Genomic DNA, 25,409 nt, shown 5'->3' with positions numbered 1-25,409 from the left:
CCGCCAAGCCACAGACAACCCAGAGCCGCTTTGGCTTTGGCTTTGGCTTTGGCGTTGGCTTTGGCTGTTGCCGGCCAGCGGCCGGCACTACCGCAGGTGCAGGGCGCAGCCCTGCCGACTCACCCTTCCCCTGCGCACGAAAACGATTTCACTGATTTCAGCAAACCGTCATCCCTTCGCCACGCCAGTACCATATTGCGCAGCAGCATGCGCCCACGGGCGACCCGTGCTAAAAATCGCCCGCCCATCGCTTAGATCGATCCAAGAACGACATTGCGATGGCCGGGAGTTGGGGAGCAGCAACAGGACGTACCAGGCCACACGCGCGGTGCTCTGCCACCCACATGGCGACAGCCGCAAAGTCACTTCAAATTAGATCGATTCAAGTTGTCCGTGCCACGTCACCGGATCAATCCAGGAGAGAGGGAGAGATGGGAATGAAGCATTCAATACGTACGCATGGCCAGGACGCACTGTCGTTGGCCATCGCGCTGGCATTGGCCGCCGCCGTCATTCCGGCTGGCGCCGCCGCGCAACAGGCCACGTCTACCGGCGCGCCGGATGCCACCACTCTGGACAGCGTCCAGGTCACCGGCTACCGCTACGCCATCGAAAAGAGCCTTGAGCAGAAGCGCGACGCCAACGCCGTTGTCGAAGTGATCACCGCCGAGGACGTCGGCAAGTTCCCCGACAAGAACGTGGCCGACGCACTGCAGCGCGTGCCCGGCGTGGTCATCACCCGCAGCGGTGGTGAAGGCAAGAGTGTCAGCGTGCGCGGCCTTGCGCCGGACCTGACCCTGACCCAGTTGAATGGCAACTACGTGGCCACGTCGGAAACCAACGACGAAGCCACCCGTTCGTTCAACTACACCCTGCTGCCGTCGAACATGCTGTCCAGCGCCGAGTTGTTCAAGTCGCCGGAAGCACGCATCGACGAAGGCGGCATCGGCGGCACGGTCATCCTGCACACCCGCCGTCCGCTGGACATGGAGTCCAACTCGGGCTTCGTCACGCTCGAGGGCACCTCCTCCGATACCCACCACGATATCGACCCGCAGGCCTCGGCCCTCTATTCGTGGCACAGCAAGGATGAGCGTTTCGGCGTGCTGGTCGGCGTGACGCAGCAGAAGCGCACGACCCGTACCATGGAAGCCAGCACCGAGGACTACCAGTGGTACGGCGCCGGCAGGGCACGCGACGCCTATGGCAACGTGCAGCAGCAGGATGGCATCCACTACTGGTGGGGCAAGTCCGGCTTCAACAACCAGACCGGCGGCAACTACAGCGACTTCTTCATGCCGACCTCGGTCAACTTCGCGGTGAAGGAAGAAAAGCGCGAGCGCAAGGGCGGCCAGCTGACCTTCCAGTTCAAGCCGGTCGACAACGTCACGATGACCGCCAACTACTTCCGCTTCGAGCTGCAGGGTGACTACACCCAGAACATGCTGAAGATTCCGGAATGGAGCATGGCGCGCTACAACCAGGACGGCAACTGGGCCGGAGGCCGCCTTCTCAATGGCCTGGACTTCGATGCCAGCGGCAACACCGTCACCGGTGCCCAATTCGAAAAGCTGGCTGGAAAGACTTACTACTGCAGCGAAGACCAGGCCAAGGCCGCCGGCCTCAAGCCCGGCGGCTGGGGCCCGGACGACTGCACGATTCCGACACCGCAGCTGACCGGTGGCTACAGCAAGGAAAAGGCGCTGTCGCAGACCGCCGACCTGACCATCGACTGGGACATCAGCCCGCTGTGGAAGGCCTCGTTCACCGGTGGCCGCACCTGGTCCGAAGGTGGTCCGTCGATGAACTTCCGCATGTCGGCCAAGCCGCGCCGCAAGGTCGGCAACGACTACCTGTCCGGTAACCAGTACAGCGCATGGGACCTGACCGGCACGCCGTCTGCCACCTTCTCGCCCGACCTGCAGCAGCAGTTGATGAACGGCATCGCCGAAGTCGACACCGGCTCGACCGATTCGTCGTGGAAGCGCACCGAGGTCAAGCAGAACTACTTCCAGGCCGACGTGACCAAGCTGTTCGAGTCCGGTTGGCTGGATTCAATCCAGTTCGGTGCCAAATACCGCGACGGCAAGGTGCACCGCAACACCGGCAACACCTATTGGGTGTGCCCCGGCCGTGACCCGGCCGACTATGACAACAGCCGCTACCAGAGTGGCTGCGATCCGACTGCCGGCGATGCGCAGCCCGGCTTCTTCCTGTCCAATCCGATCAGCAACATTGCCGGTGGCTTCAATGCCAACGTGTTCCCGGGCATCAACTACCCGGCGTACATCGACTATCTGAACAAGACCTACGGTGGTTCGCACAACCGTACCGAGGAAGACTTCGTCTACAACGTCAACGAGAAGATCTACTCCGGCTACTTCCAGGCCAACTTCCGCACCGAGCGCGTGCGCGGCAATGTCGGCGTGCGCGTGGTGCGCACCAAGCAGTTCGCGCAGTCTTCCGACTCGATCGAGAAGTTCAACGACTACTTCCTGGACAACGCGTCCGGCGCGCCGATGGCGTGCACCGACCCCGCCGCTGCGGCCTACCCGACCTACAGCTGCGAGAGCGGCTTCGTGCGCCTGCCGCATGACCTGGCGCAGAGCAAGACCTACAGCCTGATCGGCGTGGACCGGACCTACACCGACGTGCTGCCGAGTTTCAACATCGCATGGGACATCACCGACACGCTGGTGCTGCGTGGTGCCGCATCGAAGGTGATCGCCCGCCCTGGCTACACCGACATCGCAGCACCGGGCGCACTGAGCTACTACAGCGAGGAGTACGTCAATGATCGCCGCGTTGCCGGCGGCGCATCGACCGCAGGCTGGGTCGGCCAGGGCAGCAACAAGCAGCTGGAGCCGTTCAAGGCCACCCAGTTCGACCTGGGCCTGGAGTGGTACTTCCAGCCGGGCGCGGTTGCCGGCGTCAGCCTGTTCCGCAAGAACGTGGACAACTTCACCCTGCCGGTGGTGCGCGACACGCCCATGGTCATCAACGGTGAAGCGGTGAACGTGCAGCGCTACGAGACCCAGGCCAATGGCCGCGATGGTGTGTCGCAAGGCGTCGAGCTGTATGGCCAGTACACCTTCGATTTCGGCTTCGGCGTGCAGGCCAACTACACCTACAACGACACCAACCTGGCTTCCATTGTTCTGGACGGGCAGGAAATCGGCTCCTCGCCGCTGGTCGGCAGCGCCAAGAACCAGGCCAACGTGACGGTCTTCTACGAGAACGAGAAGTTCCTCGCGCGCGCTTCGTTCAACCGTCGCGGCCAAGTGGTCGGCGGGCTCAACAATGGCCTCACCGTCTACACCGAACCGTATGACCAGCTGGATCTGAATGTTGCCTACAACCTGACCCCGGACTGGACCCTGACCGCCTCGGTGATCAACGCCACCAAGTCCGAGCAGCGCGTGCATCTGGGAAGCGACACCAAGGCACGCCTGATCTCCAATACCTATGCAGGCCGCCAGCTGTACTTCGGCGCTACCTGGAAGTTCTAAGGCAACACCGGGTTGCCCGGGCGCGCCCCGGTGCAACCCACGCCCCGCCCTGGCGGGGACGTTCCTCCACGGCAGCCGCGCTGGTACAGGCGGCTGCCGTTTTTTTTGCCGCCTTGCCTGTCGTTCAGCCCGGCACTTGACCCTGCCATCGTTGGAAGGTGCACACTGACTCGACCCCAAGAGCACCCAAGGAGCTACGGATGGAATTCCATGTTGAAGGCATGACCTGCGGCGGTTGCGCGCGCAGCGTGACCAAGGCGATCGAACTGGTCGATCCGCAGGCCAGCGTGCAGGCAGATCCGGCCAGCCGCCGAGTGCAGGTGCAGACCTCGGCCAGCGAAGCGCAGATCGTGGCGGCACTGACCGATGCCGGCTTCCCGCCGCGTACTGCCTGATCCCCTGTCCTGTCCCATACTGAAAAGCCCGCCGGGTACTACAGCACCCGGCGGGCTTTTTCATGCATGCGATATCGAGTCAATGCTTGTGCGTACGCCGCCGCACCGCACCAGTCTTCGCGGTATCGACCGGTACCAGCGTCCCATCGTCCTCACCCAACCGCTCCAGGATCGGGCACTCCGGGCGCTCATCGCCCGCGCAGCAGCTGATCAGCGACTTCAGCGTGTCGGCCATCTGCCGCATGTGCTCGATGCGTTGCTCCAGATCGGCGATGTGCTGCTCGGCCAGGTGCTTGACGTCGGCGCTGTGCCGCGAGGTATCGTTCCAGAGGCCGAGCAGATCGGTGATCTCGGCCACCTGGAAGCCCAGATCGCGTGCGCGGCGGATGAAACGCAGGCGGTGGATGTCCGCCTGCGAATACGCCCGGTAGCCCGACTCGGTTCTATCAGCGGCGGGAATCAGGCCGATCTGTTCGTAGTAGCGGATCATTTTCGCCGACACACTGGAGGCTTTGGCGGCTTCACCGATGTTCATGGGTATTCCCTTCAATGAGTGACGGCGGCGGCATCCGCCATCGGTGGCTGGAAGCGGCGCAGGCGCAGCGCATTGCCCAGCACGAACACGCTGGACAGGGCCATCGCACCGGCCGCGAACACCGGTGACAGCAGCACGCCCCAGACCGGATACAGCACGCCGGCGGCCACCGGAATCAACGCGGTGTTGTAGGCGAAGGCCCAGAACAGGTTCTGCCGGATGTTGCCCAGCGTCGCCTTCGACAACGCAATGGCATTCGGCACACCTTGCAGGTTACCCGACATCAGCACCACGTCGGCCGATTCCACCGCGATATCGGTACCGGTTCCGATCGCCAGGCCGACATCGGCCTCGGCCAGTGCCGGCGCATCGTTGATGCCGTCGCCGACGAAGGCGACATGGCCATGTGTGGTCTTCAAGCGGCGCACCGCCTCGACCTTGCCTTCCGGCAGCACCTCGGCCACCACTTCGTCGATGCCGAGCTGGCGCGCGATCGCCTGCGCGGTACCAGCGTTGTCACCGGTGATCATCGCCACCTTCAGGCCAAGCTGATGCAGTGCCGCGATCGCGGCCGGCGTGCTCGGCTTGATCGGATCGGATACCGCGATGATTGCGGCCAGGCGACCGTCAATGGCGGCATACAGCGGCGACTTGCCCTGGGTGCCCAGCTCTGCCGCCAGCGCCGCAAACAAAGTGATGTCCACGCCCAGATCGCGCATGAAGCGATCGGCACCGACCTCCACCCGCGCACCATCAACGCTGGCACGCACGCCCATGCCGGTGACCGATTCGAAATCGACCATCGACGGCAGTGCAATGCCCTGTTCAGTGGCTGCATCGACGATGGCGCGGGCGATCGGATGTTCAGAGCGCGATTCCACTGCAGCCACTGCCGCCAGCACGGTGCTGCGATCGAAGCCGTCCGTGATCTCGAAGTCGGTCAGGCGCGGGCGACCCTCGGTCAGCGTGCCGGTCTTGTCCACCGCCACCACCTGCGCATCCTTCAGCAGCTGCAGCGCTTCGCCCTTGCGGAACAGCACGCCCATTTCGGCGCCACGACCGGTCCCCACCATGATCGAGGTCGGCGTGGCCAGGCCCATCGCGCATGGGCAGGCAATGATCAGCACCGCCACCGCATTGACCAGCGCGAAGCTCAGCGCCGGCGACGGGCCGAAGATCAGCCAGACTGCGAAGGTCGCCAGCGCGGCCAGCATCACCGCCGGCACGAACCACAGCGTGACCTTGTCAACCAACGCCTGGATCGGCAGCTTCGAGCCCTGCGCCTGTTCGACCATGCGGATGATCTGCGCCAGCAGGGTCTGCGCGCCCACCGCCGTCGCACGTACCGTCAGTGCGCCCTTCTGGTTGACCGTACCGCCCACCACGCTGCTGCCCGGCTGCTTCTCAACCGGAATCGGCTCGCCGCTGATCATCGATTCGTCGATGTAGCTGCGGCCTTCAACCACCTCGCCATCGACCGGCACACGCTCGCCTGGCCGCACTTCCACCACGTCGCCGCTCTGCACTTCATTGACCGGGATATCGACGGCGCGGCCGTCACGGATCACGTGGGCGACCTTGGCCTGCAGGTTGACCAGACGCTTGATCGCCTCCGAGGTGCGGCCCTTGGCGCGCGCTTCGAGGAAGCGGCCCAGCAGGATCAGTGCGACGATTACCGCCGCCGCTTCGTAGTAGACGTTCACCGTGCCCGGCGGCAGCAGCCGCGGTGCAAAGGTCGCGACCACCGAATAGCCGAACGCCGCAGCGGTGCCCACCGCCACAAGCGAATTCATGTCCGGTGCAAGGCGCAGCAGCGCCGGGAAGCCCTTCTGGTAGAAACGGCGACCGGGGATGGCCAGCACCAGGAGCGTCAGTGCGAACTGCAGGTACCAGCTGGCCTGCATGCCAATCGTGGCCATCACCCATTCGTGCATGCCGGGAATCAGGTGCGAGCCCATCTCCAGCACGAACACCGGCAATGCCAGCGCAGTTGCCACGATCAGGTCGCGCTTCAGTTCGGCACGCTCGGCATCCTTCTTTTCTACGGCCTCGTCATCGGACTGCACACCCGCCTCGATTACGCGTGCGTCATAGCCGGCCTTGTCGATGGCGGCGACCAGCGTCGCAGCATCCGCCACGCCACGCACCGTGGCGCGCTCGGTGGCCAGGTTGACGCTGGCCTGGCTCACGCCTGACACCGCCAGCAGCGCGCGCTCCACGCGGCCCACGCAGGAGGCGCACGTCATGCCTTCCACGGCCAGTTCAACGGTGGCGGCAGGTACGTCGTAGCCCACCCGCTCCACCGCCTGGATCAGCGCGGCCCGATCGACCGGGCCGGACGGGCGGATATCCGCGCGCTCGGTGGCCAGATTGACCGAAACACTGCCCACACCTTCGACCCTGGACAGCGCCGCCTCGACCCGGCCGACACAGCTGGCGCAGGTCATGCCCTCGATGGGCAGGCTGATGGTGGCAGGACTTGCGGTGGCGGCAGCGGCGCGGGGCGTGCTCATGATCGGATTCCCGGGGTTCCTTCTGGATGCGGACAGGCTAAACCTTTCCATCGTGGGAAGGTCAAATCCAGCCTGTCCGCATGCCTGAAGGGGGCGCCGCCCCCGGCGTTCCGTTTCCGCATCCACGCATGGCGTGGATCTACCGGCGAGGTCGGTCTCTTCAGAACGTGAACACATACTCCAATGCGAGCTCACGGCCGACCGCGCTCAGCAACCGGGTCGGGGCGAAGTCATAGTCCAGCTTGTACGGATCCTTGTGATTCCAGCTGGCGGAGTTGAAGGCGTTGTTGACGTACACGTTTACCTTCGCGTGTTCGGTCACCTGGTAGCCCACGTTGAAGTTCCAGGTGATGAACGGCCCCACTCGACCGTAGTAGCGCGCCGTCTGCTGCCCGGCATTGGGGTTCGGGTTCGGCGAGCCATCCGGACGCGTTGCCGGCTCCAGGCAGTTCAGCGACGGGCTGTCGCTGGGCACGTAGCCATCGGCGAACGGCAGGCAGCCGCCGGGGTTGTCCAGGCGGTCGGTGCCCCAGTGGTAGCGCACGCCCGGCACCGAGCCCACGCGGTCGGCATAGACATTGGCATTCCAGTTGCCGCGCTGCCAGGCCAGGCTCGCGCGCAGCTTGCTGCGCAGGTCGCGGTCGCGGCGTTCCGGGTTCGGGTCGTTGGCGTAGCGCTGTTCCTTGGTGGAGATCTGGTTGGTGTAGTTCACACCCAGCTGGAAGCTGCCCCATTGCGCGGTCTCCAGACGGTAGCGCGCGGTCAGGTCGACGCCACGCACTTCGCGGCTGGCCAGGTTGAACGGGCCGCGCTCGATCGACACCAGGCGCCCGTTGCTGTCACGGTTCACGCGCGCCAGGATGCCGGCGCAGTAGTCGCCACCGGCCGGATTGGCCCATGGCGTGCCATCGATGTTCTTGCCGGTCAGGCAGCCGGCCTCGCTGGCCAGCACCTCGTCGGCGCCGACGTCGACGATCATGTCTTCCAGCTTGATCGCCCAGTAGTCGGCGCTGACCGACAGGTTGGGCATCACGTCCCAGACGAAGCCGACCGTCCACGAATCACCGGTTTCCGAGCGCAGCAGCGGCGTGCCACGGCGGTTCACGTCGAAGGTGTACCAGACATCGGTGTTGCCCACGCCACAGTTGTTGACCAGGTAGGCACCGCTCTGGATGCAGCGCAGCCGATCATAGGTCTGCACTTCGGAACTGCTCGGCTGGCCCAGCAGGTAGTGCATGTCCGGCGCGTGGAAGCTGGTGGCATACGAGCCACGCACCAGCAGCGATTCGACCGGGCGCCATTCCAGGCCGACGTTCCAGGTGGTTTCCTTCTGGCTGCCGATATCCAACGCTTCACTGCTGTCATCGGCCTTGTAGTTGCCATAGCGGTCGTAGCGCGCGGCCGCGGTGGCCGTCACGCTCTCCAGCAGCGGGATCTTGAACTCGACGCCCGCCGAATACCGGGTGCGCTCGCCACCACCGCGGTCGACGTTCTGCAGGTCGAAATCGATGCCGGCGCGTGGGTCCGGGCTGAGGTGGTAGCCCTGCTGCGCGACTTCAGCTACCGCTGCGAACGAGATCGGGCCTGCCCAGCCCTGGAACAGCTCGCCGGTGATATCCGCCGAGGCCTGGTTGACCCACGATGACGCGCGGTTCCTGGCCACCGTGCCCATCTGCCAGTATTGGTCCGGCGTGAGCGGATTCCACCAGCGCGATTCGTTCAACGCGTAGATCGCCTCGCCATCGGGGGTGGTGCCCAGGCGCGGGCCGAGGAAGTAGTCGTACGACTTCTGCTCGTCCACCACGTTCTGCCGTTCTTCGACGCGGTAGTAGGAACGGCCCACCGAGGCGCTCCAGTCGAAGCGATCGGCAAGGCGGCCACGCAGGCCTGCGCTCCAGTCCCAGGACAGCTCGCGGTTGGTGTTGCGCAGGGTATCCAGGCCACCGACTTCGTTCGGAGTGAACTGGCGCACGCCCAGGATCGGGCGGTTGCGGTTGGCATCCCAGTAATAGCCGTTGTTGTCGTCGATCAGCGAGACGCTGGGCGGATTGGTGCCCCAGATCGCTTCGGAGTGGTATACCGCCAGGTTGGTCCAGGCCTGCAGGTCGCTGCTGAAATCGAAGGTGGCGTAGAGGTTGCCGGAAACATTCTCGGCGCCGCCGGTGAGCAGCCAGTTGGCGTAGTCGGCGCTCATGCCGCACAGGCGGCCGGTGTTGGTGATGGTGTTGGTAGCGTAGTTGTAGACCAGCCGATCGGCAGTGTAGTACTCGCCGTCGAACTTCTCGCAGGTGCCTGCAGGCGGTGCCAGGCGCTGGCCGTTGGTCGGGTCGATCAATGCCAGGCCCGAGGTGGGGCGGAAGCCGACCTTGCGCTGCTCCATGTTCCAGGAGGGATACGGTGCGTCGTCGGCGTCGTCCATCTGCGGTCGGTCGCGTCCGAACAGCGGATCGCGCTTGGTGTACTGCAGCGCGTAGGTCACGCTCCAGTTGTCGCCGGTCTTGCCGCCGGCCCAGGACAGGTCCCAGGTATCTCGTCCACCTTCTGTGGAGGTACCGCCACGCACGCGCACTTCGTCGCCGTCGTAGTTGGTCTTGAGGATGACGTTGACCACGCCGGCGATCGCATCCGAACCGTAGATGGCCGAGGCGCCGCCGGTCAGCACTTCAATGCGCTCCACTGCTGCGGCCGGAATGTTGCCGTAGTTGGAGAAATTGGTTTCGCCGCCGTAGGGCAGCGGGTAGTCGGCCACACGGCGGCCGTTGACCAGCAGCAGAGAACGGTTCGGGCCCATCCCGCGCAGGTTCAGGCCACTGGCGTTGGGCGTGTGCGAGCCCCATTGCGAGGCGGCTTCAACGGTGCCGGTCGCTTCGGTGAGCGTCTTCAGCGCGTCATGCACGCTGACGAAGCCCTCTTTCTGGATCTGCTGCGCGGTGATCACGTTGACCGGGGCCGGGCCTTCGACACTGGCGCGCTTGATGCGCGAGCCGGTGACGGTGACCGCGTCGAGATCCTTGGTAGACGAGCTTGAGGCTTGCTGCGCATTGGCAGCCAGGGGAAGCAGGGCCAGGATCAGGGCCTGGGACAGCAGGTGGCGACGCTTGTGGACGATCTGAGCCATGGTGGTTGCTCTTCGAAGATGTGGACGCACGGGCGGACGGTGGCGCGGCACTACGACGGATCCAGGCGCTTGGATCGGTTCACGACCGATATGGCACCTCCCCTGTGGATCGATCCAAACTAAAGCACAGCTGAACCACGCCCGGCATGCGGCGGCGCAGCAACAGCCGGCGGAATGCCGCTAGCGGCCACCGACATCCATAACAATCAAATAGTTGCGACACATCGCTGAGAGAACGGCGCACGAAGTAGTGACACGATCACGACAACCGCGCGCGGAACGGTTTTGTCCGCCCTCAGCGATTCCCCTCACCCGATCGAGTCGGGACGAAGCGGTCATTTCGGAGCGCGTAGTGGCTCGACGTATCGCCTCCGGGTCCGATACCCCACCACTCGATGGAGAACCCGTCCCCCTGCCAGATGACCGAGGAAAAGTCGGATTCACTCTTGGATCGCCCTGAGTTCTGGCTCACCAGAGACAGGGTTTCAAGGCAGCTGCTGATCAACACCCTGCCGCGCTCAATGGGCTTCGGCAGGGTCAATTCGTAGACGAACAGATGGATCTCGCGCCCAGCGCCACAACGTCCCATCGGGTTGGAAGCGTTTGAATCGAACACCTGATACAGCGCGCGAAAGCGCTTCTCCCCGATCCGATGTACGCGCGTGTCGAGGAACGCGCCCCGCGCGGTTGGCTCAAGCCTCACACCAACCATTTCGGGGTCAACCTGCAGGTCCTTGTCGGCAGTCACCTCCCGCACCCACTCCGGTGCATGTCCTTCACGTGCGCCGATTGCAATGGCTGGCACCACGCAGACAAGCAGCAGGAACAGTCGAAACATGCGGGAGTTCGTTGGCGAACGACGGTATGAACCACTATCGGCAATCACCGACTGCGCCGCCATGCGACGGCGCACCAGCGTATCCATTTCAACGACTTGGCCTGCCGCCCCAGCCGTTCGAACGTGCTGTAAGCGTCACTTCTTCGGCCGCAACGATGGGCAGGCCCGGGGTCGGAGCCATTCTGCGAAGGGATCCGACCCCGGCGCCCAAAGAGCAGCCGAGCGTGGGCTCGGCTCTACAGAAGAAGCGGGCTACCTTGCGCCGTCCAGCGCCAGCCGCAGCGCGGCAACAGTGGCGGTGGCGGTCTGGCTCCAGTCCGGGTCCAGCCCGCGCAGCGCCGGGTTCTGGAACTGCATCACCGACCGGCGCAGGCCCTTGGCTGAGGCGTGCAGTTCGGTGCAGCCGGTCCGTCGCGCAACGGCGGCGATATTGGCCGGGCCCAGCCCCGCGCCGGCCATCACACTGATGCGTCCCTTCGCCTGGGTCACCAGGCCCGCCAGTACTTCGGCACCGGCCTCGGCGCTGACCTGCCCGCCCGAGGTCAGCACGCGCTGGCAGCCCAGCCCGATCACCTGTTCCAGCGCTGCCGGCAGGTCGCGGGCCGCATCGAAGGCGCGATGGAAGGTCACCTGCAACGGCCCGGCGGCCTGCACCAGTTCCCGGCACAGCGCCAGGTCGATGCCGCCCTGCACGTCCAGCGCACCGATCACCACGCCATCGCAGCCCAGCGCGCGGCACTGCGCGATGTCACGCAGCATCAGTTCGGTTTCCAGCGCGTCGTAGTGGAAGTCGCCCGGGCGTGGCCGCACCAGCACGAACAGCGGAATCGACAGGCGTTCGCGGGCAATCGCGATGCTGGCGAAGGACGGCGTGGTGCCGCCCTCGGCCAGGTTGTCGAACAGCTCGATGCGGTCGGCGCCGCCGGTCTGCGCGGCCAGTGCCGAAGCCAGCGAGTTGCTGGCGATCTCCAGGGTCCGCCGCGTACTCACGCCTGGGAGCTCGTGTAGATCGACGGCGAGTCACGCAGGTCATCCTGGCGCTGCGCATCGCACACCGCATAGACGAAGCCACGATGCAGCGCGTAGGCGCCGACCTCGCCCTGCTTGTTCATGGCCAGGAAGCACACCTGCAGGGTCTTGCTCGCCTCCGGCCGCTTGCGCACCACACGGTCGATCGCTTCGCGGCAGGCCTGTGCCGGCGAGCGCCCCTGGCGCATCAGTTCGACCACCAGGAACGAAGCGGCGTTGCGGATCATCTCTTCACCCACGCCCGAAGCAGTGGCCGCGCCCACGTCGTTGTCGACATACAGGCCGGCACCGATGATCGGGCTGTCGCCGACCCGGCCGTGCAGCTTCCAGGCCATGCCGCTGGTGGTGCAGGCACCGGCAAGGTGGCCCTTGGCATCCAGCGCCAGCATGCCGATGGTGTCGTGGTTGTCGCTGTTGCCGGGAATACCACGGCGCTCGGCGTTGATCTGCGGCTGATACTTCTCCGTCTTCAGCCACTCGCGCCAGGCCGCTTCGGCCTGCGGCGTCAGCAGGTGCTTGCGCTCGAAACCCTGCTGCATCGCGAACTGCTGCGCGCCCTCGCCCACCAGCAGCACGTGCGGGCTGTTCTCCATCACTTTGCGGGCCACCGACACCGGATGCAGGATGTCGACCAGCGCGGCCACTGCGCCACAACGGCCATCGCCATCCATGATGCTCGCGTCCAGGCTCAGCACGCCGTCGCGATCGGGGTTGCCACAATGGCCGACGGTGGGGTTGCACAGCTCGCTCTCGGCCCAGCGTGCGCCTGCTTCCACCGCATCCAGCGCGCTGCCGCCCTGCGCCAGTACCTTCCACGCGGCCTGGTTGGCCGGTACGCCGAAGTCCCAGGTCGAAACCACCCTGGCCCCACCCTGCGTGCGCGCCTGCACGCCCGGCAAAGCCGCCATGCCTGCAGCCAGTGCACCGGCCTGCAGTAACTGCCTGCGATCCACCATCTTCCCCTCCCAGTCTGCAATGCACGGCCGGCACGATGCCGGTCATGCCGATCAGTCGTGCGTGGGCTGCCGTGCGGCGTGCCAGACCGCTGCGCCGAGCACGCCCAACTGGCCGTGCTCCACGCGCCATACCGGCACCTGGCGCAGCACCTCGGTCAGCACGCCCTTGTTGAGGAAGCGCTCACGGAAGCGGCCATCGGCCAGGAAATCCTGCACATGCGCGGAAATACCTCCGGCGAGGTACACCGAGCGCGCACCGACGGCGATCGCTGCGTCGCCGGCCAGGCTGCCCAGCCAGGCGCAGAACACCTGCAGCGTCTCCACCGCCAGCGCGTCTTCACCGCTGCGGGCGGCACCGATCAGTGCTTCGGTACTGGTCCACACCGGGGTGACGCCGCGCAGCTCGCACAGGCACGGGTACAGGTTCATCAGGCCACTGCCGGACAGCACGCGCTCGTTGTCCACGTGCGCCCAGCGCTGCAGCAGTTTGCCCAGCACCTGCAGTTCCAGCGCGTTGCCGGCGCCGAGCGCGGCATGGCCGATCTCGCTGGCCAGCACCGGGCGCTCGCCATCGGCGAAACGCAGTGCCGCGCCCAGGCCGGTACCGGCGCCCAGCACCAGCGCCGGGAACGCCTGCGCCGGGTCAGCATCGCCGTTCAGTGGCACCAGAGTGGCAGGCTGCAGGTACGGGATGGCCAGCGCCACCGCTTCGAAATCATTGATCAACTGCAGCTCATGCAGCCCGGACTGCGCGCGGGTGGCCGACAGCGAGACCGTCCACGGCAGATTGGAATTGATCAGTACATCGCCATCGAGCAGGCCGGCGATGGCGACCACCGCGGTCTGCACCGGCTGGCCGAGGCCAGCGGTGAAATCAGCAAGGATCGCCGCCAGGCTGGGGTGCTCGGCGCAGGCATAGGTGCGGTGGCTGCCCAGCCGTGGTGCGTGGCCGGGTTGCGCTTCAGCCAGCGCCAAACGGGCGAAAGTGCCGCCGACATCGGCGACAACGAGACTGCGCGGAAGACCGCCGCGGGCGGAGTCGGTGGAAACCGTGGACGCTGCTGCGATGGTCACGCTGGCCTGGCCTGCTTGGATCGATTGAATCGCCTCGATTCTCAGGCATCGGGGCGGCTTTGCCTAGCGCGCCGGCGGTTCAGGTTGGCCTACATGCCTTCCTGTTCGGCCACCTGCACGCCATCCACCAGCACGCGCAGCCGCTGCGGGCGGAAGCCGGCAAACAGCAGCGGCCGGGTGCGCTCGACCAGCACTTCGTGGCCGGCGATGTGGCGCAGCCACGACTGTACCAGCGAGAAGGAGAAGTGCGTGCCCGGATGCAGCGGATGCTGCACCCAGACCTTCTCGGTGGCGCTCTGCAGCAGCATCGCGCCGGTGAACCAGTGGCGGCTCAGGGTCACCGGCGTGGTGCCGGCCATGAAGCGGATATCCATGCGGGGTCCTTTCGCTGGAGAGGCCTTGCGGCGTGTCAGGGCTGGGCCGTCTGCAGGCTGTAGCGGGTGGTGGCGGTGAACACCGCGCCATCGGGCTGGGTGGAGCGTACCTCGACCTTGTGGCTGCCCACGGCCAGGTCGGTCGGCAGCGCGCCACGCCACAGGTGCGGCGACGCGGTGGCCTCCGGCGAGCGGTCGTAGCCACGCAGGCTGTCAGCCAGATCGTCGGCCACGTTCTCCACCATCAGGCGCGGGTCGGGCTGGCTGACCTGCTTCATCGGCTGCCAAGCGCCGCCATCAACGCGGTACTCAACCACGCTGGCATCCTCACCCATGTAGACGTTGGCATAGATGCCCCACGCCGGGTAAGCCCCCTGGCGCAGCACTTTCGGCGCATGCAGGCCGATCTGCTCGCTGGCCGGCTTGCCGGCCACGCGGTACTGCAGGCGATAGCTGCCGTTGCCGGCCACGTCGAGCAATGCGTAGCCCTTTGGCGTGCCATCACTCATGGTGCTGTCCGGCACGCCGGCGGCATCCTTCACCCCCGACCAGAACGCACCGCAGTTGGCACCCACGTTGTATTCGTGCAGCGGTTTGTCGCCGTTCCAGCCTTCGGTTTTGCTGTGGTAGACGTGCTGCTGGGTGTGGCTGTGGCCACTGAGCACCAGCACATTGCGGAAGTCCTTGAGCAGGTCGAACAGGCGCTGGCGGTCGGCATGGCGGAAGGTCTCGCGCCCTGGCGCCGCGTCGAACAGCGGGATGTGCATGCCCAGCACCAGCAGGCGGTCCTTGTGCAGGCCCTTCAGGTAGCTGGCGAGGAAGGCGAACTGGTCTTCGCGCAGGCCGCCGATGTACTTCGGCCTGGCCTTGGGGTCGTACACCACGTCGTCCAGGAACACGAAACTGGCGCCGCCCTCTTCCACCGCGTAGGTGTCCGGACCGTAGATGTTGCGCCAGCTGTCCAGCGAGTGTGCGTCGCTGGCCGCATCGAAATCGAGGTCGTGGTTGCCCGGCACATGGAACCACGGCACGCCAAGTCCGGTGGTGACCTTGTTGATCGCCGGGTAGAGCGTCAAGTCATCGTTGACGATGTCACCCAGGGTGGTGCCCATGCGCGCCTTGGTCTGGCCGATCAGCGGCGCCACGATCGACTGCTGGTAGTAGCCGATGTCCTTCAGGCTCGCGGTCTGGGAGTCGGTGAACACCAGCATCTGGAAGCCGCGCCGACTGTCATGGCGATCCGACTGCAGGGCGAAATCCCAGTTGCGGGTGACGTCGCTGGTCGCGGCGATGCCGCCGTACTTCAACGCCGGCGAACCGTTCGGGTGATAGTGCCGCCAGAACGAAGGCAGGCCGTCGGCCGCTTTCGGGAAGGAATACGCATCAGGCTTGATCACGAATACGGTCTGGCCGTCGCGCACCGGCAGGCTGTAGCTGCCGTCAGCGGCAGTCTTGACGATGGTCTCGCCGTTGGAAACCTGCACCCCGGCCAGGCCCGGATCGGTCGCACCGCGGCCAGGCTTGCCGTCACGCTCCAGATACACCTTGCCGCTGACCACGGTGTCCGCAGCCCAGGCCGGCGAGGTCAGCAACAGGCAGCACAGCCAGGCGGCAGGCAGTTTCATGGGAGGCATCCGGCAGAAAGAGACGCGGTATTGTAGAGCCGAGCCACGCTCGGCTGCATTGCCGGCGGGTCGTGGGGGGGGGGGGGGGGGGGGGGGGGGGGGGGGGGCGGCGGGGGGGGGGGGGGGGGGGGGGGGGGGGGGGGGGGGGCGGGGGGGGGGGGCGGGGGGGGGGGGGGGGGGGGGGGGGGGGGGGGGGAGGGGGGGGGGGGGGGGGGGGGGGGGGGGGGGGGGGGGGGGCCGGCAAGCCCTAGATGCCCGAAGATGATGAGGTTGCCGGCCAGCGGCCGGCACTACCGCACTTCAACGATGGCGTTTTTCCAGTACCGCGCGCGCATCATCCAGCGACAGCCCGCGCGCGCGCAGCAGCACCAGCAGGTGGTACAGCAGGTCCGACGCCTCGCCCAGCAATGCCTCGTCATCCTGCGCCACGGCGGCCAATGCGGTCTCCACGCCCTCCTCGCCCACCTTCTGCGCGATACGGCGGATGCCGCCCTCGAACAGGCTGGTGGTGTAGCTGCCCGGCGGGCGTTGCGCCTCACGCATCGCCACCAGCTGGCCCAGCCCGCCCAGGAAATCCTTCGGCGCCTGGTCAAAGCAGCTCTCTGCACCGGTGTGGCAGGTTGGCCCCGCCGGCCGTGCCATCACCAGCAAAGTATCGGCATCGCAGTCGACGCTGATCGACTGCACCACCAGCACGTTGCCGGACTGCTCGCCCTTGGTCCACAACCGCTGCTTGCTGCGGCTGAAGAAGGTCATGTGGCCGATGGCCAGCGTGGCCGCCAGCGATTCGGCACTCACATAGCCCAGCATCAGCACCTGCAGGGTGTCGGCATCCTGAACCACGGCCGGCAGCAGGCCGTCGCCCTTGCTCCAGTCCAGCGCCTGCAATGCGTCCGACGACGGCCTGACTTCAATAGACATCCCGCACCTCGATCTGCTGTCCGCGCAGGTAGCGCTTCAATTCTGGAATGGCGATGGCGCCGCTGTGGAACACGCTCGCCGCCAGTGCACCATCGACGTCGGCCTGGTCGAAGGCTTCTGCGAAATGTTCCATCGCACCGGCGCCACCAGAGGCGATCAGCGGCACCTGGCACAGTGCCCGCGCCTGCTGCAACTGTGCGACATCGTAGCCGCGGCGCACGCCATCGCTGTCCATGCAGTTCAACACGATCTCGCCGGCTCCACGCCGTTGCGCTTCGACGATCCAGTCGAGCGTGCGCAGCGGCACCGCCTGGGTCTTGTCCGGATCGCCGCTGAAACGACGCACCCGCCATTGCCCGTCGGCCTCGCGCACCGAATCGACCCCCACCACAACGCACTGCACGCCGAACTCGTCCGCCAGCTCGGTGATCAGCTCCGGCCGGCCCAGCGCCGGCGAATTGATCGACACCTTGTCGGCACCGGCGAACAATACGCGGCGCGCGGTCTCTACGCTGTCGATGCCACCGGCCACGCAGAACGGAATGTCGATCAGGCGTGCGATGCGCTCGATCCAGGCCACGTCCACTGACCGCGCCTCGGGGCTGGCGCCGATGTCATAGAACACCAGCTCGTCGGCGCCCTGGTCACGGTAGCGCTGCGCCAGCTCGGCGATATCGCCCATGTCGACGTGGTCGCGGAAACGCACGCCCTTGACCACCCGGCCATCGCGCACGTCCAGGCACGGAATGATGCGGCGGCTCAACATGCCAGCGCCTCCGCCAGGTCCATGCGCTGCTCCAGCAGGGCCTTGCCAAGGATCGCGCCACCGCAGCCTGCACGTCGCGCTTCGGCAACGTCGGCCACGTCACGGATGCCGCCGGACGCCTGCACCGCCACGCCCGGCAGCAGCGCCGACAGGTGCTGGTAGAGGCTGATGTTGGGCCCGGCCAGCATGCCGTCGCGGGCGATGTCGGTGCACAGCAGGTGGCGCATGCCGGCGCGTGCGTAGCGCTGAGCCAGAACGTCCAGGGTCACCCCGGCGTTCTCGGTCCAGCCGTGCACCGGCAGCTGCCACTGGCCCTGTGCATCCTGGCGGGCGTCAAGCGCAATGGTGATGCGTTCGGCGCCGAATTCCTCCAGCCAGCCCACCACCTCATCGGGACGGCGCACGGCCAGCGAGCCGACCACTACGCGACCGGCGCCGGCATCGATGATGCGCGCCACGTCGTCGCGACCGCGCACGCCACCGCCGGTCTGCACCTGCAGCGGCGTCTGCGCACGGATCGACGCGAGCAGCGGCGCAAGGGTGTAGCCACCGGCACGCGCAGCGTCCAGATCGACCAGATGCATCCACTGCGCACCCTGCGCGGCGAAGGCCTGCGCGCGTGGCAACGGATCATCGCCATACGAGGTTTCCTGCGCGTAGTCGCCCTGGCGCAGCCGCACCACGCGGCCGTCGCGGATATCCAGCGCGGGGTAGACGATGAAACTCATGCAGCCGTGCCCTCGAGGAAGTTGCGCAGCATCAGCGAGCCGGTCTCGCCGGAGCGCTCGGGGTGGAACTGTGCGCCGTAGTAACGCCCCTGCTCCACCACGGCAGTGAACAGGCCGCCGTGGTCGCAGGCAGCGACGGTGTGGGTATTGAGCGGCGCCGCATAGCTGTGCACGAAGTAGGCGCTGGCGCGCTCCGGCACACCGCGCAGCAGCAGCGATTCGCGCAGTGGCAGCAGGCGGTTCCAGCCCATGTGCGGCACCCGGATGCCGCAGGCCGGCACCAGCTTGCGCACCACGCCGGGAATCAGGCCCAGTGTCTCCACAGCCGCTTCCTCGGAGCGCTCGAACAGCAGCTGCATGCCCAGGCAGATGCCCATCAACGGCACCTCCAGTTGCTGCAGCGGTTCCACCAGGCCCTGCGCGTGCAGGCGCTGCATGCCGGGACCGGCGGCGCCGACACCGGGCAGGATCACCCGCTGCGCGCCGATCAGGCCGTCCGCATCGCGCACCAGCCGCACCGTCGCACCCAGACGCTCCAGTGCATAGCGCACCGAGCCCAGGTTGGCACCGCCGGCATCGATCAGCGCAACGTCACTCACAGCGCCCCCTTGGTGGTTGGCAACGCCGTGCCCTGCCGGGCCAACGCCGGCCGCAGCGCGCGTGCCAGCGCCTTGAAGCAGGCCTCCACCTTGTGATGGTCGTTGTCGCCGCGTACCTGCAGGTTGAGGTTCAGGCCGCTGGCATCGCACAGCGAGCGGAAGAAATGCGGCACCAGCTCGGTCGGCATGTCGCCCACGCGCTCGCGCTTGAACTCGCCCTCGAACACAAAGTAGGGCCGGCCGCTGAAATCCAGTGCGGCGCTGGCCAGCGTCTCGTCCATCGGCAGGGTGAAGCCGTAGCGGCCAATGCCGCGCTTGTCGCCCAGCGCCTCGCGCAGGGCCTGGCCCAATGCGAGCCCGGTGTCTTCAATGGTGTGGTGCTCGTCGATGTGCAGGTCGCCCTCGGCCTGGATGTCCAGCGCGAAGCCGCCATGCTTGCCGATCTGTTCCAGCATGTGGTCGAAGAACGGCAATCCGGTGGCGATGCGTGCATCAGCGGCACGGTCCAGGTCCAGTTCCACGCGGATCTTCGTTTCTTTCGTATTGCGCTGGACCACGGCAGTACGCGGTGCGTCGGCCAGCGCGTGGGCGATGCCCGGCCAGTCCCACTCGCCCCCGAACTGCGCGGTGCGCAGCTGGAAGCCACGGATGTTGAGGTTCTCGGCGAACTGCAGGTCGGTGATGCGGTCGCCAACCATGCCTGAGCGCGCCCAGTCGATGCTGCGGTCCTGCAGGTAGGCGGTCATCAGGCCGATGCCCGGCTTGCGGGTCGGCGCATTGTCCTGCGGCCAGCTGCAGTCGATCAGCACGTCACGGAAAGAGATGCCCTGACTCTCGAAGATCTGCAGCATCAGGTCGTTGGGGCCATCGAAGCTGGCACGCGGGTAGCTGTCGCTGCCGAGGCCATCCTGGTTGGTGACGATCACGAACTGGTAGCCGGCGTCACGCAGCTTCAGCAGCGCCGGGATCACCTGCGGCACGAAGCGCAGCTTCTCGTAGGCGTCGATCTGGAAGTCGGACGGCTCCTCGATGAGGGTGCCGTCGCGGTCGATGAACAGGATCGGGGTCATGCTGCGGCCCTCCGCGCCGACAGGGCCGCAAGCACGCGGTCATTCTCTTCTGGGCTGCCGATGCTGATGCGCAGCGCATCACCCAACTGCGGCGCGGCGCGCTGGTCCCGCACCACCACGCCCGCAGCCAGCAGCGTATCGAACGCGGCCTGGGCATCGGCGAAGCGGACCAGCAGGTAGTTGCCGGACGAGGCGTACACCCGGCGTACACCGGGCAGGCTGGCCAGTGCCGTTCGCAGGCGCTCGCGTTCGGCGATGACCGTGGCCACGCGTTCGGCGGTGCGTGCCAGCGCGGCCGGCTGCAGGGCCTGCACGGCCAGCTCGGCGCACGGGGTCGGCACCGGGTACGGCGCCTGGCAACGACGCAGCACGGTAATCAGTTCCGGGGCGCCGATCAGCGTCCCAATACGAGCGGCCGCGAGCGCGTGTGCCTTCGACAGCGTGCGCAGCACCGCCAGGTTGGCGTGCGCGGCCAGCAGCGTGGTCGCCGACGGACGCTGCGCGTACTCGACATAGGCCTCGTCCACCACCACCAGTGCTTGCCCGCGCAGCGCCACCACCACCCGCTCGACTTCGTCCAGGGCGATGTCACTGCCGGCCGGGTTCGACGGGGCGCACAGGAACACCAGCTTGGCACCTTGCGCCTTGGCCGCGTCGATCACCGCATCCAGATCGGCACGCAGGCCATCTTCGCTGTCCACCAGCGGCACTTCAATCAATGCGGCGCCCTGCAGGCGTGCGCAGACGGCGTACATGCCGAACACCGGCGGCGTGACCAGCACGCCGTCGCGGCCCGGCACGCACAGCGCGCGCACCAGCAGATCAATGGCCTCGTCGCTGCCGCGGCCGACCAGCAGCTGCTGTGGCGTCACGCCGTACAGCGCCGCCAAGCCTTCGCGCAACGCCAACGGTTGCGGCTCCGGATAGCGCCGGCTGCTGCCAGCCGCGTCGGCCGTATTGGCCCAGGCGGACTCGTTGGCGTTCAACCAGACCTCGCCCTGCACCGCTGCGCTGCGTGCCGAGCTGTAGCCGGCGAACGCCTGCAGATCCGGGCGCACCAGCGCCAGCACCTCCTCGACAGCCGCGCTCATGCCGCCACCTCCATGCGCAATGCCACCGCACGCTCGTGGGCATCCAGGCCTTCGGCGCTGGCGATGATGCGCGCGCAGCCGCCGATCGCGGCCAGGCCGGCGGCACTGGCGCTCTGCACGCTGATCAGGTTCTGGAAGCTGGCAACGCTGACGCCACTATAGGCACGCGCGGCACCGGCGGTCGGCAGCACGTGGTTGGTGCCGCTGCAGTAGTCGCCCAGTGCTTCGGGGGTGTAATCCCCCAGGAACACCGAGCCGGCGGCCTGCACCTTGTCCAGCCACGCGCGCGGATCACGCAGGGCCAGGATCAGGTGCTCGGGTGCATAGCGGTTGCTGATCGCGAAGGCCTCGTCCAGCGAAACGACCTGGATCAGGCGCGAGGCCGACAAGGCCTGGCGCGCGATCTGCTGGCGCGGCAACACGGCCACCTGGCGCTCCACCTCGGCTTCGACCGCGGCCAGCATCGCGGCATCGTCGGTCAGCAGCAGTACCTGCGAATCCGGGCCATGCTCGGCCTGCGACAGCAGGTCGGCGGCGACGAACGCCGGATTGGCGCCAGCATCGGCAATCACCAGCACTTCGGAGGGACCGGCCGGCATATCGATGGCGGCGGCGCCATCCTGCGCGACCTGCTGCTTGGCTTCGGTCACGAAGCTGTTGCCCGGCCCGAACAGCTTGTCACAGGCCGGAACGCTGGCGGTGCCATAGGCCATCGCAGCGATCGCCTGCGCGCCGCCCAGCTTGAACACGCGCTGCACGCCGGTCAGCCGCGCCGCCACCAGTACGGCCGGGTCTGCGCTGCCATCGGCTCGCGGCGGCGTGCACAGCACCACCTGCGGGCAGCCGGCCAGCTGTGCCGGAACACCCAGCATCAGCGCGGTGGACGGCAGCGGCGCGCTGCCGGCTGGCACGTACAGGCCCACCCGGCCGATCGGACGCAGCATGCGTTCGCAGACTACGCCCGGCGCGGTTTCAACTGCGTATCCCTTGCCCATGCCGGCGGCGTGGAAGCGGGCGATGCGCTCGGCCGCGTCCACCATGGCCTGGCGCAGTTCGCCGGGTACGGCGGCTTCGGCCGCAGCGAACTCGGCTTCGCTCACTTCAAAGGACGACAGTTCGACACCATCGAAACGCGCGGTGATCGCACGCAGCGCGTCGTCGCCCTGCGCGCGCACCTGTGCAATCAGCGTCGCCACCGCGTCGCGGGTCTGCTGCGCCACGGTCTGCACCGGGCGGGTCAATGCCGCGCTGCGCGCGGCCTCATCAAGTCGGGACCAGGTCAGACGGTTCATGCCAGCGACCGCTCCACGCTCAGTACCATCAGGCCCTGCGCGCCCGCGCGCTCGAGTTCCTCCATGCGCTGCCAGCTCAGCGGGCCGGGGCACATGGTCTGCAGGCGCAGCGCACCGCCATCGGCCGGCAACCGCACCAGCGGCTCGGCATCGGCCAGCAACTGCGCCAGCGCGTCGACGCGATCCTCGCTGGCGCGGAACATCAGCAGCTTGCGGTCCTGGCGCTGCACCACGCCGTCGAGGCGACGCAGCAGCATCGCGCGCAGCGATGCACGTGCATCATCCGGCACGCGCACCGCACCAGCCAGCACCGCCTCGCTGTCGAGGAGATTGTGTACCGGGGTCAACTGGTTGGCACGCAGCGTGGCGCCGCTGGACACCAGATCGCAGATCAGGTCGGCGGTACCCAGGCGCGGGGCGATTTCCACCGACCCGGACAGCTCGACCACCTGCGCGTCCACGCCCTGCTCGGCCAGCCACTGCGTGAGGATGGCCGGGTAGCTGGTGGCGATGCGGGTGCCGGCCAGCTGCGCCGGGCCCTGCCACTGCCATTCCTCGGGCACCGCCAGCATCAGCCGGCACTGGCCGAAGCCCAGCCCGCGCAGCGCCTGGTAGGCGTCGGGCAGGCCGATCTGGCGACGTGCTGCGGCTTGCTCGTCCAGCTCGTTGCGGCCGACGATGCCGAGGTCGCAGACGCCGTCGGCGACCAGGCCGGGGATGTCGTCGTCGCGCACCAGCAGCAGGTCCACCGGCAGCGATTCGCCGTAGCAGAACAACTTGTCACGGCTCTCCCGCCAGCTCAGGCCACAGGCGCTGAGCAGGTTGCGGGCGGGCTCGGCCAGCCGGCCACTCTTCTGGATGGCGATACGCAGCCGGTCTCGCGCCGGCGCTGCCTGGGTTGCACTCATGGGGGAGGTCTCGAAGTTCGGAACGGGGCGCGGATCAGCGCGAAGCAAGGCGGTCGATGGCGGCGGCATAGCCTCGATGGCCATGCTCGAGCGTGCGCGCCACCCGTCCGGTGGTGGTCACGCTGACGCCGGTGCGCTCGTGGATCTCGCGGTACGGCACGCCCTGCTGCAGCAGCGGCACCACCTTCCAGCGGTCGGCCATGGCTTCCAGCTCGGCCGGAGTGCACAGGTCGCGCAGGAAGGCTTCCACCTGCTCCGGCTCGCGCAGGGCGGCAAAGGCCCGGGCCAGGGCTTCCAGGTCGGCCTTGGGGTCTTTGGCGGCAATCTCGGGGCGGGCTTTCACGGGGCTGTTTCCATGCATGAATGTAATAGCGCGTTAGTACATTAGCGCATTCTTGCGCAGCGCGTCAAATCTGGGGGAGGCTGGGCGGCGCTGCCCCTGCGCCAGCTGCATGCGAAGCAAGGTCAAATGCCAGGTTGCTGAAGGTTGGCGGGGGCGGATCCGTTTCTGGAGGAAAACGGCCCTGATCCCAGGCAATGGCAAAAAAAAACGCCCACCGGGTGGCGGGCGTTTTCGTGGCGTGGTGGCGCGCGGCCAACCGCCCGTTACATCACCTTCGACTGCTCCAGCTCGACCTGCAGGGTGCTGGCCAGCTCGTCGCGGGAGACTTCGAACTGCTGCTCGCGCACCAGGTCCTTCACCGCCACCACGCCGCGCGCCAGCTCGTCTTCACCGGCCAGCACCACGAAGCGGATGCCCGCCTTGGCCGCGTACTGGAACTGCTTGCCGATCTTCTTCGGCTCCATCTGCACTTCGGTGTTGATGCCACCGGCGCGCAGGCGACGCGCGATGTCCAGCGACTGCGGCATGCCCTGCTCGTCCATCAGCGCCACCAGCGCCTGCACGCTGCTGGCCTCGATGCCATCGATCAGGCCAGCCTCGCGCAGCTGCCAGAACAGGCGCGACAGGCCGATGGAAATGCCCACGCCCGGCAGCTTCGACTTGCTGTAGTGGCTGGCCAGGTCCTCGTAGCGGCCGCCCGAGCAGATCGAGCCGATCTGCGGGTGGTCGGTCAGCGTGGTCTCGTAGACGGTGCCGGTGTAGTAGTCCAGGCCGCGCGCAATGGAGAAGTTCAGGCAGTATGCGGTTTCCGGCACGCCCAGCGCCTGCACCAGCTGCAGCACCTCGCGCAGTTCGGCCACGCCAGTGCGCAGGATCTCCGAAGAACCGGCGTCGGCTTCAAGGGCAGCCAACTGCGCGAGCGCATCGGCATGCCCCTGCGAACGCACGGCCACGAATGCCAGGATCTTCTCGACCTGCTCGCCCGGGATGTTGAAGCCCTCGCCCACCAGCGTCTCGCGCACGTAATCGGCGCCGCGCTTGTCAAGCTTGTCCACTTCACGCAGCACCGCCAGCTGGCGCTCGCCTTCGGCCACGCCCAGGCTTTCGAAGAAGCCGCGCATCAGCTTGCGGTTGTTCAGCTGGATGTTGAAGTCACCGATGCGCAGTTCCGAGAACACGGCGTGGATGACCGCCAGCACTTCGGCATCGTAGCGAACGCTCAGGCTGTCCTTGCCGATCACGTCGATGTCGCACTGGTAGAACTCACGGAAACGGCCGCGCTGGGCACGCTCGCCGCGGTACACACGCTGCATCTGGTAGCGACGGAACGGGAAGGTGAGTTCGTGTTCGTGCTCGGCCACGTAGCGTGCCAGCGGCACGGTCAGGTCGAAGCGCAGCGCCATCTCCGGCAGCGAACGGTCGCCCGATTCGGCCGCATTGGCCAGCGCACCGGTGGACTGCACGAAGTACACCTGGCGCTCGGTCTCGCCGCCGGACTTGGTCAGCAGCACGTCGGACAGTTCGAACACCGGCGTCTCCACCGGCAGGAACCCGAAGCGCTCGTAGTTGCGGCGGATCACGTCCAGCATGCGCTGGAATGCAATCTGCTCGCGCGGCAGCAGTTCAAGGGTGCCGGGCGGGGTACGGGGCTTGATCACGGGCGGAACTCCTGCTGGAACGGGACGTGGGAGGGGGCGACATTCTAGCGCCCCCGCCTCGGGCAGG

Annotated in this window: 21 protein-coding genes; 2 read left to right on the top strand and 19 right to left on the bottom strand. The window is 67.0% G+C overall.

Translation table 11 applies throughout. The features are described 5' to 3' along the window. Nucleotides 1–431 precede the first annotated feature (431 nt). Both ROV95_RS18895 and ROV95_RS18890 read left to right on the top strand, forming a co-directional pair. Nucleotides 432–3,509 (top strand): TonB-dependent receptor, encoded by a 3,078-nt coding sequence (locus tag ROV95_RS18895; RefSeq protein WP_071305715.1) that lies wholly within the window; start codon nucleotides 432–434, stop codon nucleotides 3,507–3,509. 200 nt (nucleotides 3,510–3,709) lie between these two features. Next, complete coding sequence (locus ROV95_RS18890; RefSeq protein ID WP_021204511.1) at nucleotides 3,710–3,904, top strand: heavy-metal-associated domain-containing protein; 195 nt, start codon at nucleotides 3,710–3,712, stop codon at nucleotides 3,902–3,904. 79 nt (nucleotides 3,905–3,983) lie between these two features. Here the strand turns inward: ROV95_RS18890 and cueR are convergent, their stop codons facing one another. The 19 genes from cueR to hisS form a co-directional block, all read right to left on the bottom strand. Then, nucleotides 3,984–4,439, bottom strand: a complete 456-nt coding sequence (gene cueR / locus ROV95_RS18885) for a Cu(I)-responsive transcriptional regulator (protein ID WP_019661429.1) — start codon at nucleotides 4,437–4,439, stop codon at nucleotides 3,984–3,986. Nucleotides 4,440–4,450: 11 nt separating this feature from the next. Next, entirely contained in the window at nucleotides 4,451–6,952 is a 2,502-nt protein-coding gene (locus tag ROV95_RS18880) for a heavy metal translocating P-type ATPase (RefSeq protein ID WP_312545810.1), read from the bottom strand. Between the two features lie 160 nt (nucleotides 6,953–7,112). After that, on the bottom strand, nucleotides 7,113–10,070 hold the full coding sequence (locus tag ROV95_RS18875; RefSeq protein ID WP_312545808.1) for a TonB-dependent receptor: 2,958 nt from the start codon (nucleotides 10,068–10,070) through the stop codon (nucleotides 7,113–7,115). A 295-nt stretch (nucleotides 10,071–10,365) separates the two neighbouring features. Next, entirely contained in the window at nucleotides 10,366–10,995 is a 630-nt protein-coding gene (locus ROV95_RS18870) for a hypothetical protein (protein ID WP_312545807.1), read from the bottom strand. 165 nt (nucleotides 10,996–11,160) lie between these two features. Next, the gene (locus tag ROV95_RS18865) at nucleotides 11,161–11,898 is read right to left on the bottom strand and encodes a copper homeostasis protein CutC (RefSeq protein ID WP_312545805.1); all 738 of its coding nucleotides are present in this window, start codon (nucleotides 11,896–11,898) and stop codon (nucleotides 11,161–11,163) included. Beyond that, the gene (locus tag ROV95_RS18860; RefSeq protein WP_312545803.1) at nucleotides 11,895–12,893 is read right to left on the bottom strand and encodes a N(4)-(beta-N-acetylglucosaminyl)-L-asparaginase; all 999 of its coding nucleotides are present in this window, start codon (nucleotides 12,891–12,893) and stop codon (nucleotides 11,895–11,897) included. The genes ROV95_RS18865 and ROV95_RS18860 overlap by 4 nt, the downstream gene beginning before the upstream one ends. 51 nt (nucleotides 12,894–12,944) lie before the next feature. Then, nucleotides 12,945–13,967 (bottom strand): glucokinase, encoded by a 1,023-nt coding sequence (locus ROV95_RS18855; protein ID WP_279937259.1) that lies wholly within the window; start codon nucleotides 13,965–13,967, stop codon nucleotides 12,945–12,947. An 89-nt stretch (nucleotides 13,968–14,056) separates the two neighbouring features. After that, nucleotides 14,057–14,341 carry a hypothetical protein gene (locus ROV95_RS18850; RefSeq protein ID WP_005409434.1) on the bottom strand — a complete coding sequence of 95 codons (285 nt, stop codon included), beginning with the start codon at nucleotides 14,339–14,341 and terminating at the stop codon, nucleotides 14,057–14,059. A gap of 35 nt (nucleotides 14,342–14,376) precedes the next feature. Next, entirely contained in the window at nucleotides 14,377–15,966 is a 1,590-nt protein-coding gene (locus ROV95_RS18845; RefSeq protein ID WP_312545801.1) for a calcineurin-like phosphoesterase family protein, read from the bottom strand. Nucleotides 15,967–16,266: 300 nt separating this feature from the next. Next, a complete protein-coding gene (gene hisIE / locus ROV95_RS18840) occupies nucleotides 16,267–16,887 on the bottom strand; it encodes a bifunctional phosphoribosyl-AMP cyclohydrolase/phosphoribosyl-ATP diphosphatase HisIE (protein ID WP_134731467.1) in 621 nt (206 codons plus the stop codon). Next, the gene (gene hisF, locus ROV95_RS18835) at nucleotides 16,877–17,653 is read right to left on the bottom strand and encodes an imidazole glycerol phosphate synthase subunit HisF (protein ID WP_046985961.1); all 777 of its coding nucleotides are present in this window, start codon (nucleotides 17,651–17,653) and stop codon (nucleotides 16,877–16,879) included. The genes hisIE and hisF overlap by 11 nt, the downstream gene beginning before the upstream one ends. Further along, a complete protein-coding gene (hisA, locus tag ROV95_RS18830) occupies nucleotides 17,647–18,381 on the bottom strand; it encodes a 1-(5-phosphoribosyl)-5-[(5-phosphoribosylamino)methylideneamino]imidazole-4-carboxamide isomerase (RefSeq protein WP_134735650.1) in 735 nt (244 codons plus the stop codon). Before hisA ends, hisF begins: the two co-directional genes overlap by 7 nt. Further along, nucleotides 18,378–18,980 (bottom strand): imidazole glycerol phosphate synthase subunit HisH, encoded by a 603-nt coding sequence (gene hisH / locus ROV95_RS18825; RefSeq protein WP_312545797.1) that lies wholly within the window; start codon nucleotides 18,978–18,980, stop codon nucleotides 18,378–18,380. The genes hisA and hisH overlap by 4 nt, the downstream gene beginning before the upstream one ends. Further along, complete coding sequence (gene hisB / locus ROV95_RS18820; protein ID WP_312545796.1) at nucleotides 18,977–20,050, bottom strand: bifunctional histidinol-phosphatase/imidazoleglycerol-phosphate dehydratase HisB; 1,074 nt, start codon at nucleotides 20,048–20,050, stop codon at nucleotides 18,977–18,979. The genes hisH and hisB overlap by 4 nt, the downstream gene beginning before the upstream one ends. Continuing rightward, complete coding sequence (gene hisC, locus ROV95_RS18815; RefSeq protein WP_312545794.1) at nucleotides 20,047–21,141, bottom strand: histidinol-phosphate transaminase; 1,095 nt, start codon at nucleotides 21,139–21,141, stop codon at nucleotides 20,047–20,049. The genes hisB and hisC overlap by 4 nt, the downstream gene beginning before the upstream one ends. Beyond that, nucleotides 21,138–22,433 carry a histidinol dehydrogenase gene (hisD, locus tag ROV95_RS18810; protein WP_312545792.1) on the bottom strand — a complete coding sequence of 432 codons (1,296 nt, stop codon included), beginning with the start codon at nucleotides 22,431–22,433 and terminating at the stop codon, nucleotides 21,138–21,140. Before hisD ends, hisC begins: the two co-directional genes overlap by 4 nt. Then, the gene (hisG, locus tag ROV95_RS18805) at nucleotides 22,430–23,341 is read right to left on the bottom strand and encodes an ATP phosphoribosyltransferase (RefSeq protein WP_312545791.1); all 912 of its coding nucleotides are present in this window, start codon (nucleotides 23,339–23,341) and stop codon (nucleotides 22,430–22,432) included. The genes hisD and hisG overlap by 4 nt, the downstream gene beginning before the upstream one ends. A 34-nt stretch (nucleotides 23,342–23,375) precedes the next feature. Further along, the gene (locus ROV95_RS18800; RefSeq protein ID WP_005416326.1) at nucleotides 23,376–23,684 is read right to left on the bottom strand and encodes a YerC/YecD family TrpR-related protein; all 309 of its coding nucleotides are present in this window, start codon (nucleotides 23,682–23,684) and stop codon (nucleotides 23,376–23,378) included. Between the two features lie 263 nt (nucleotides 23,685–23,947). After that, entirely contained in the window at nucleotides 23,948–25,342 is a 1,395-nt protein-coding gene (gene hisS, locus ROV95_RS18795; protein WP_312545789.1) for a histidine--tRNA ligase, read from the bottom strand. Nucleotides 25,343–25,409: the final 67 nt, after the last annotated feature.

The organism is Stenotrophomonas maltophilia group sp. msm1, from assembly GCF_032025805.1.
Classification (GTDB): domain Bacteria; phylum Pseudomonadota; class Gammaproteobacteria; order Xanthomonadales; family Xanthomonadaceae; genus Stenotrophomonas; species Stenotrophomonas hibiscicola.
The sequence above is the reverse complement of the archived record's forward strand: the minus strand, read 5'-3'. Positions and strand labels throughout refer to the sequence as shown.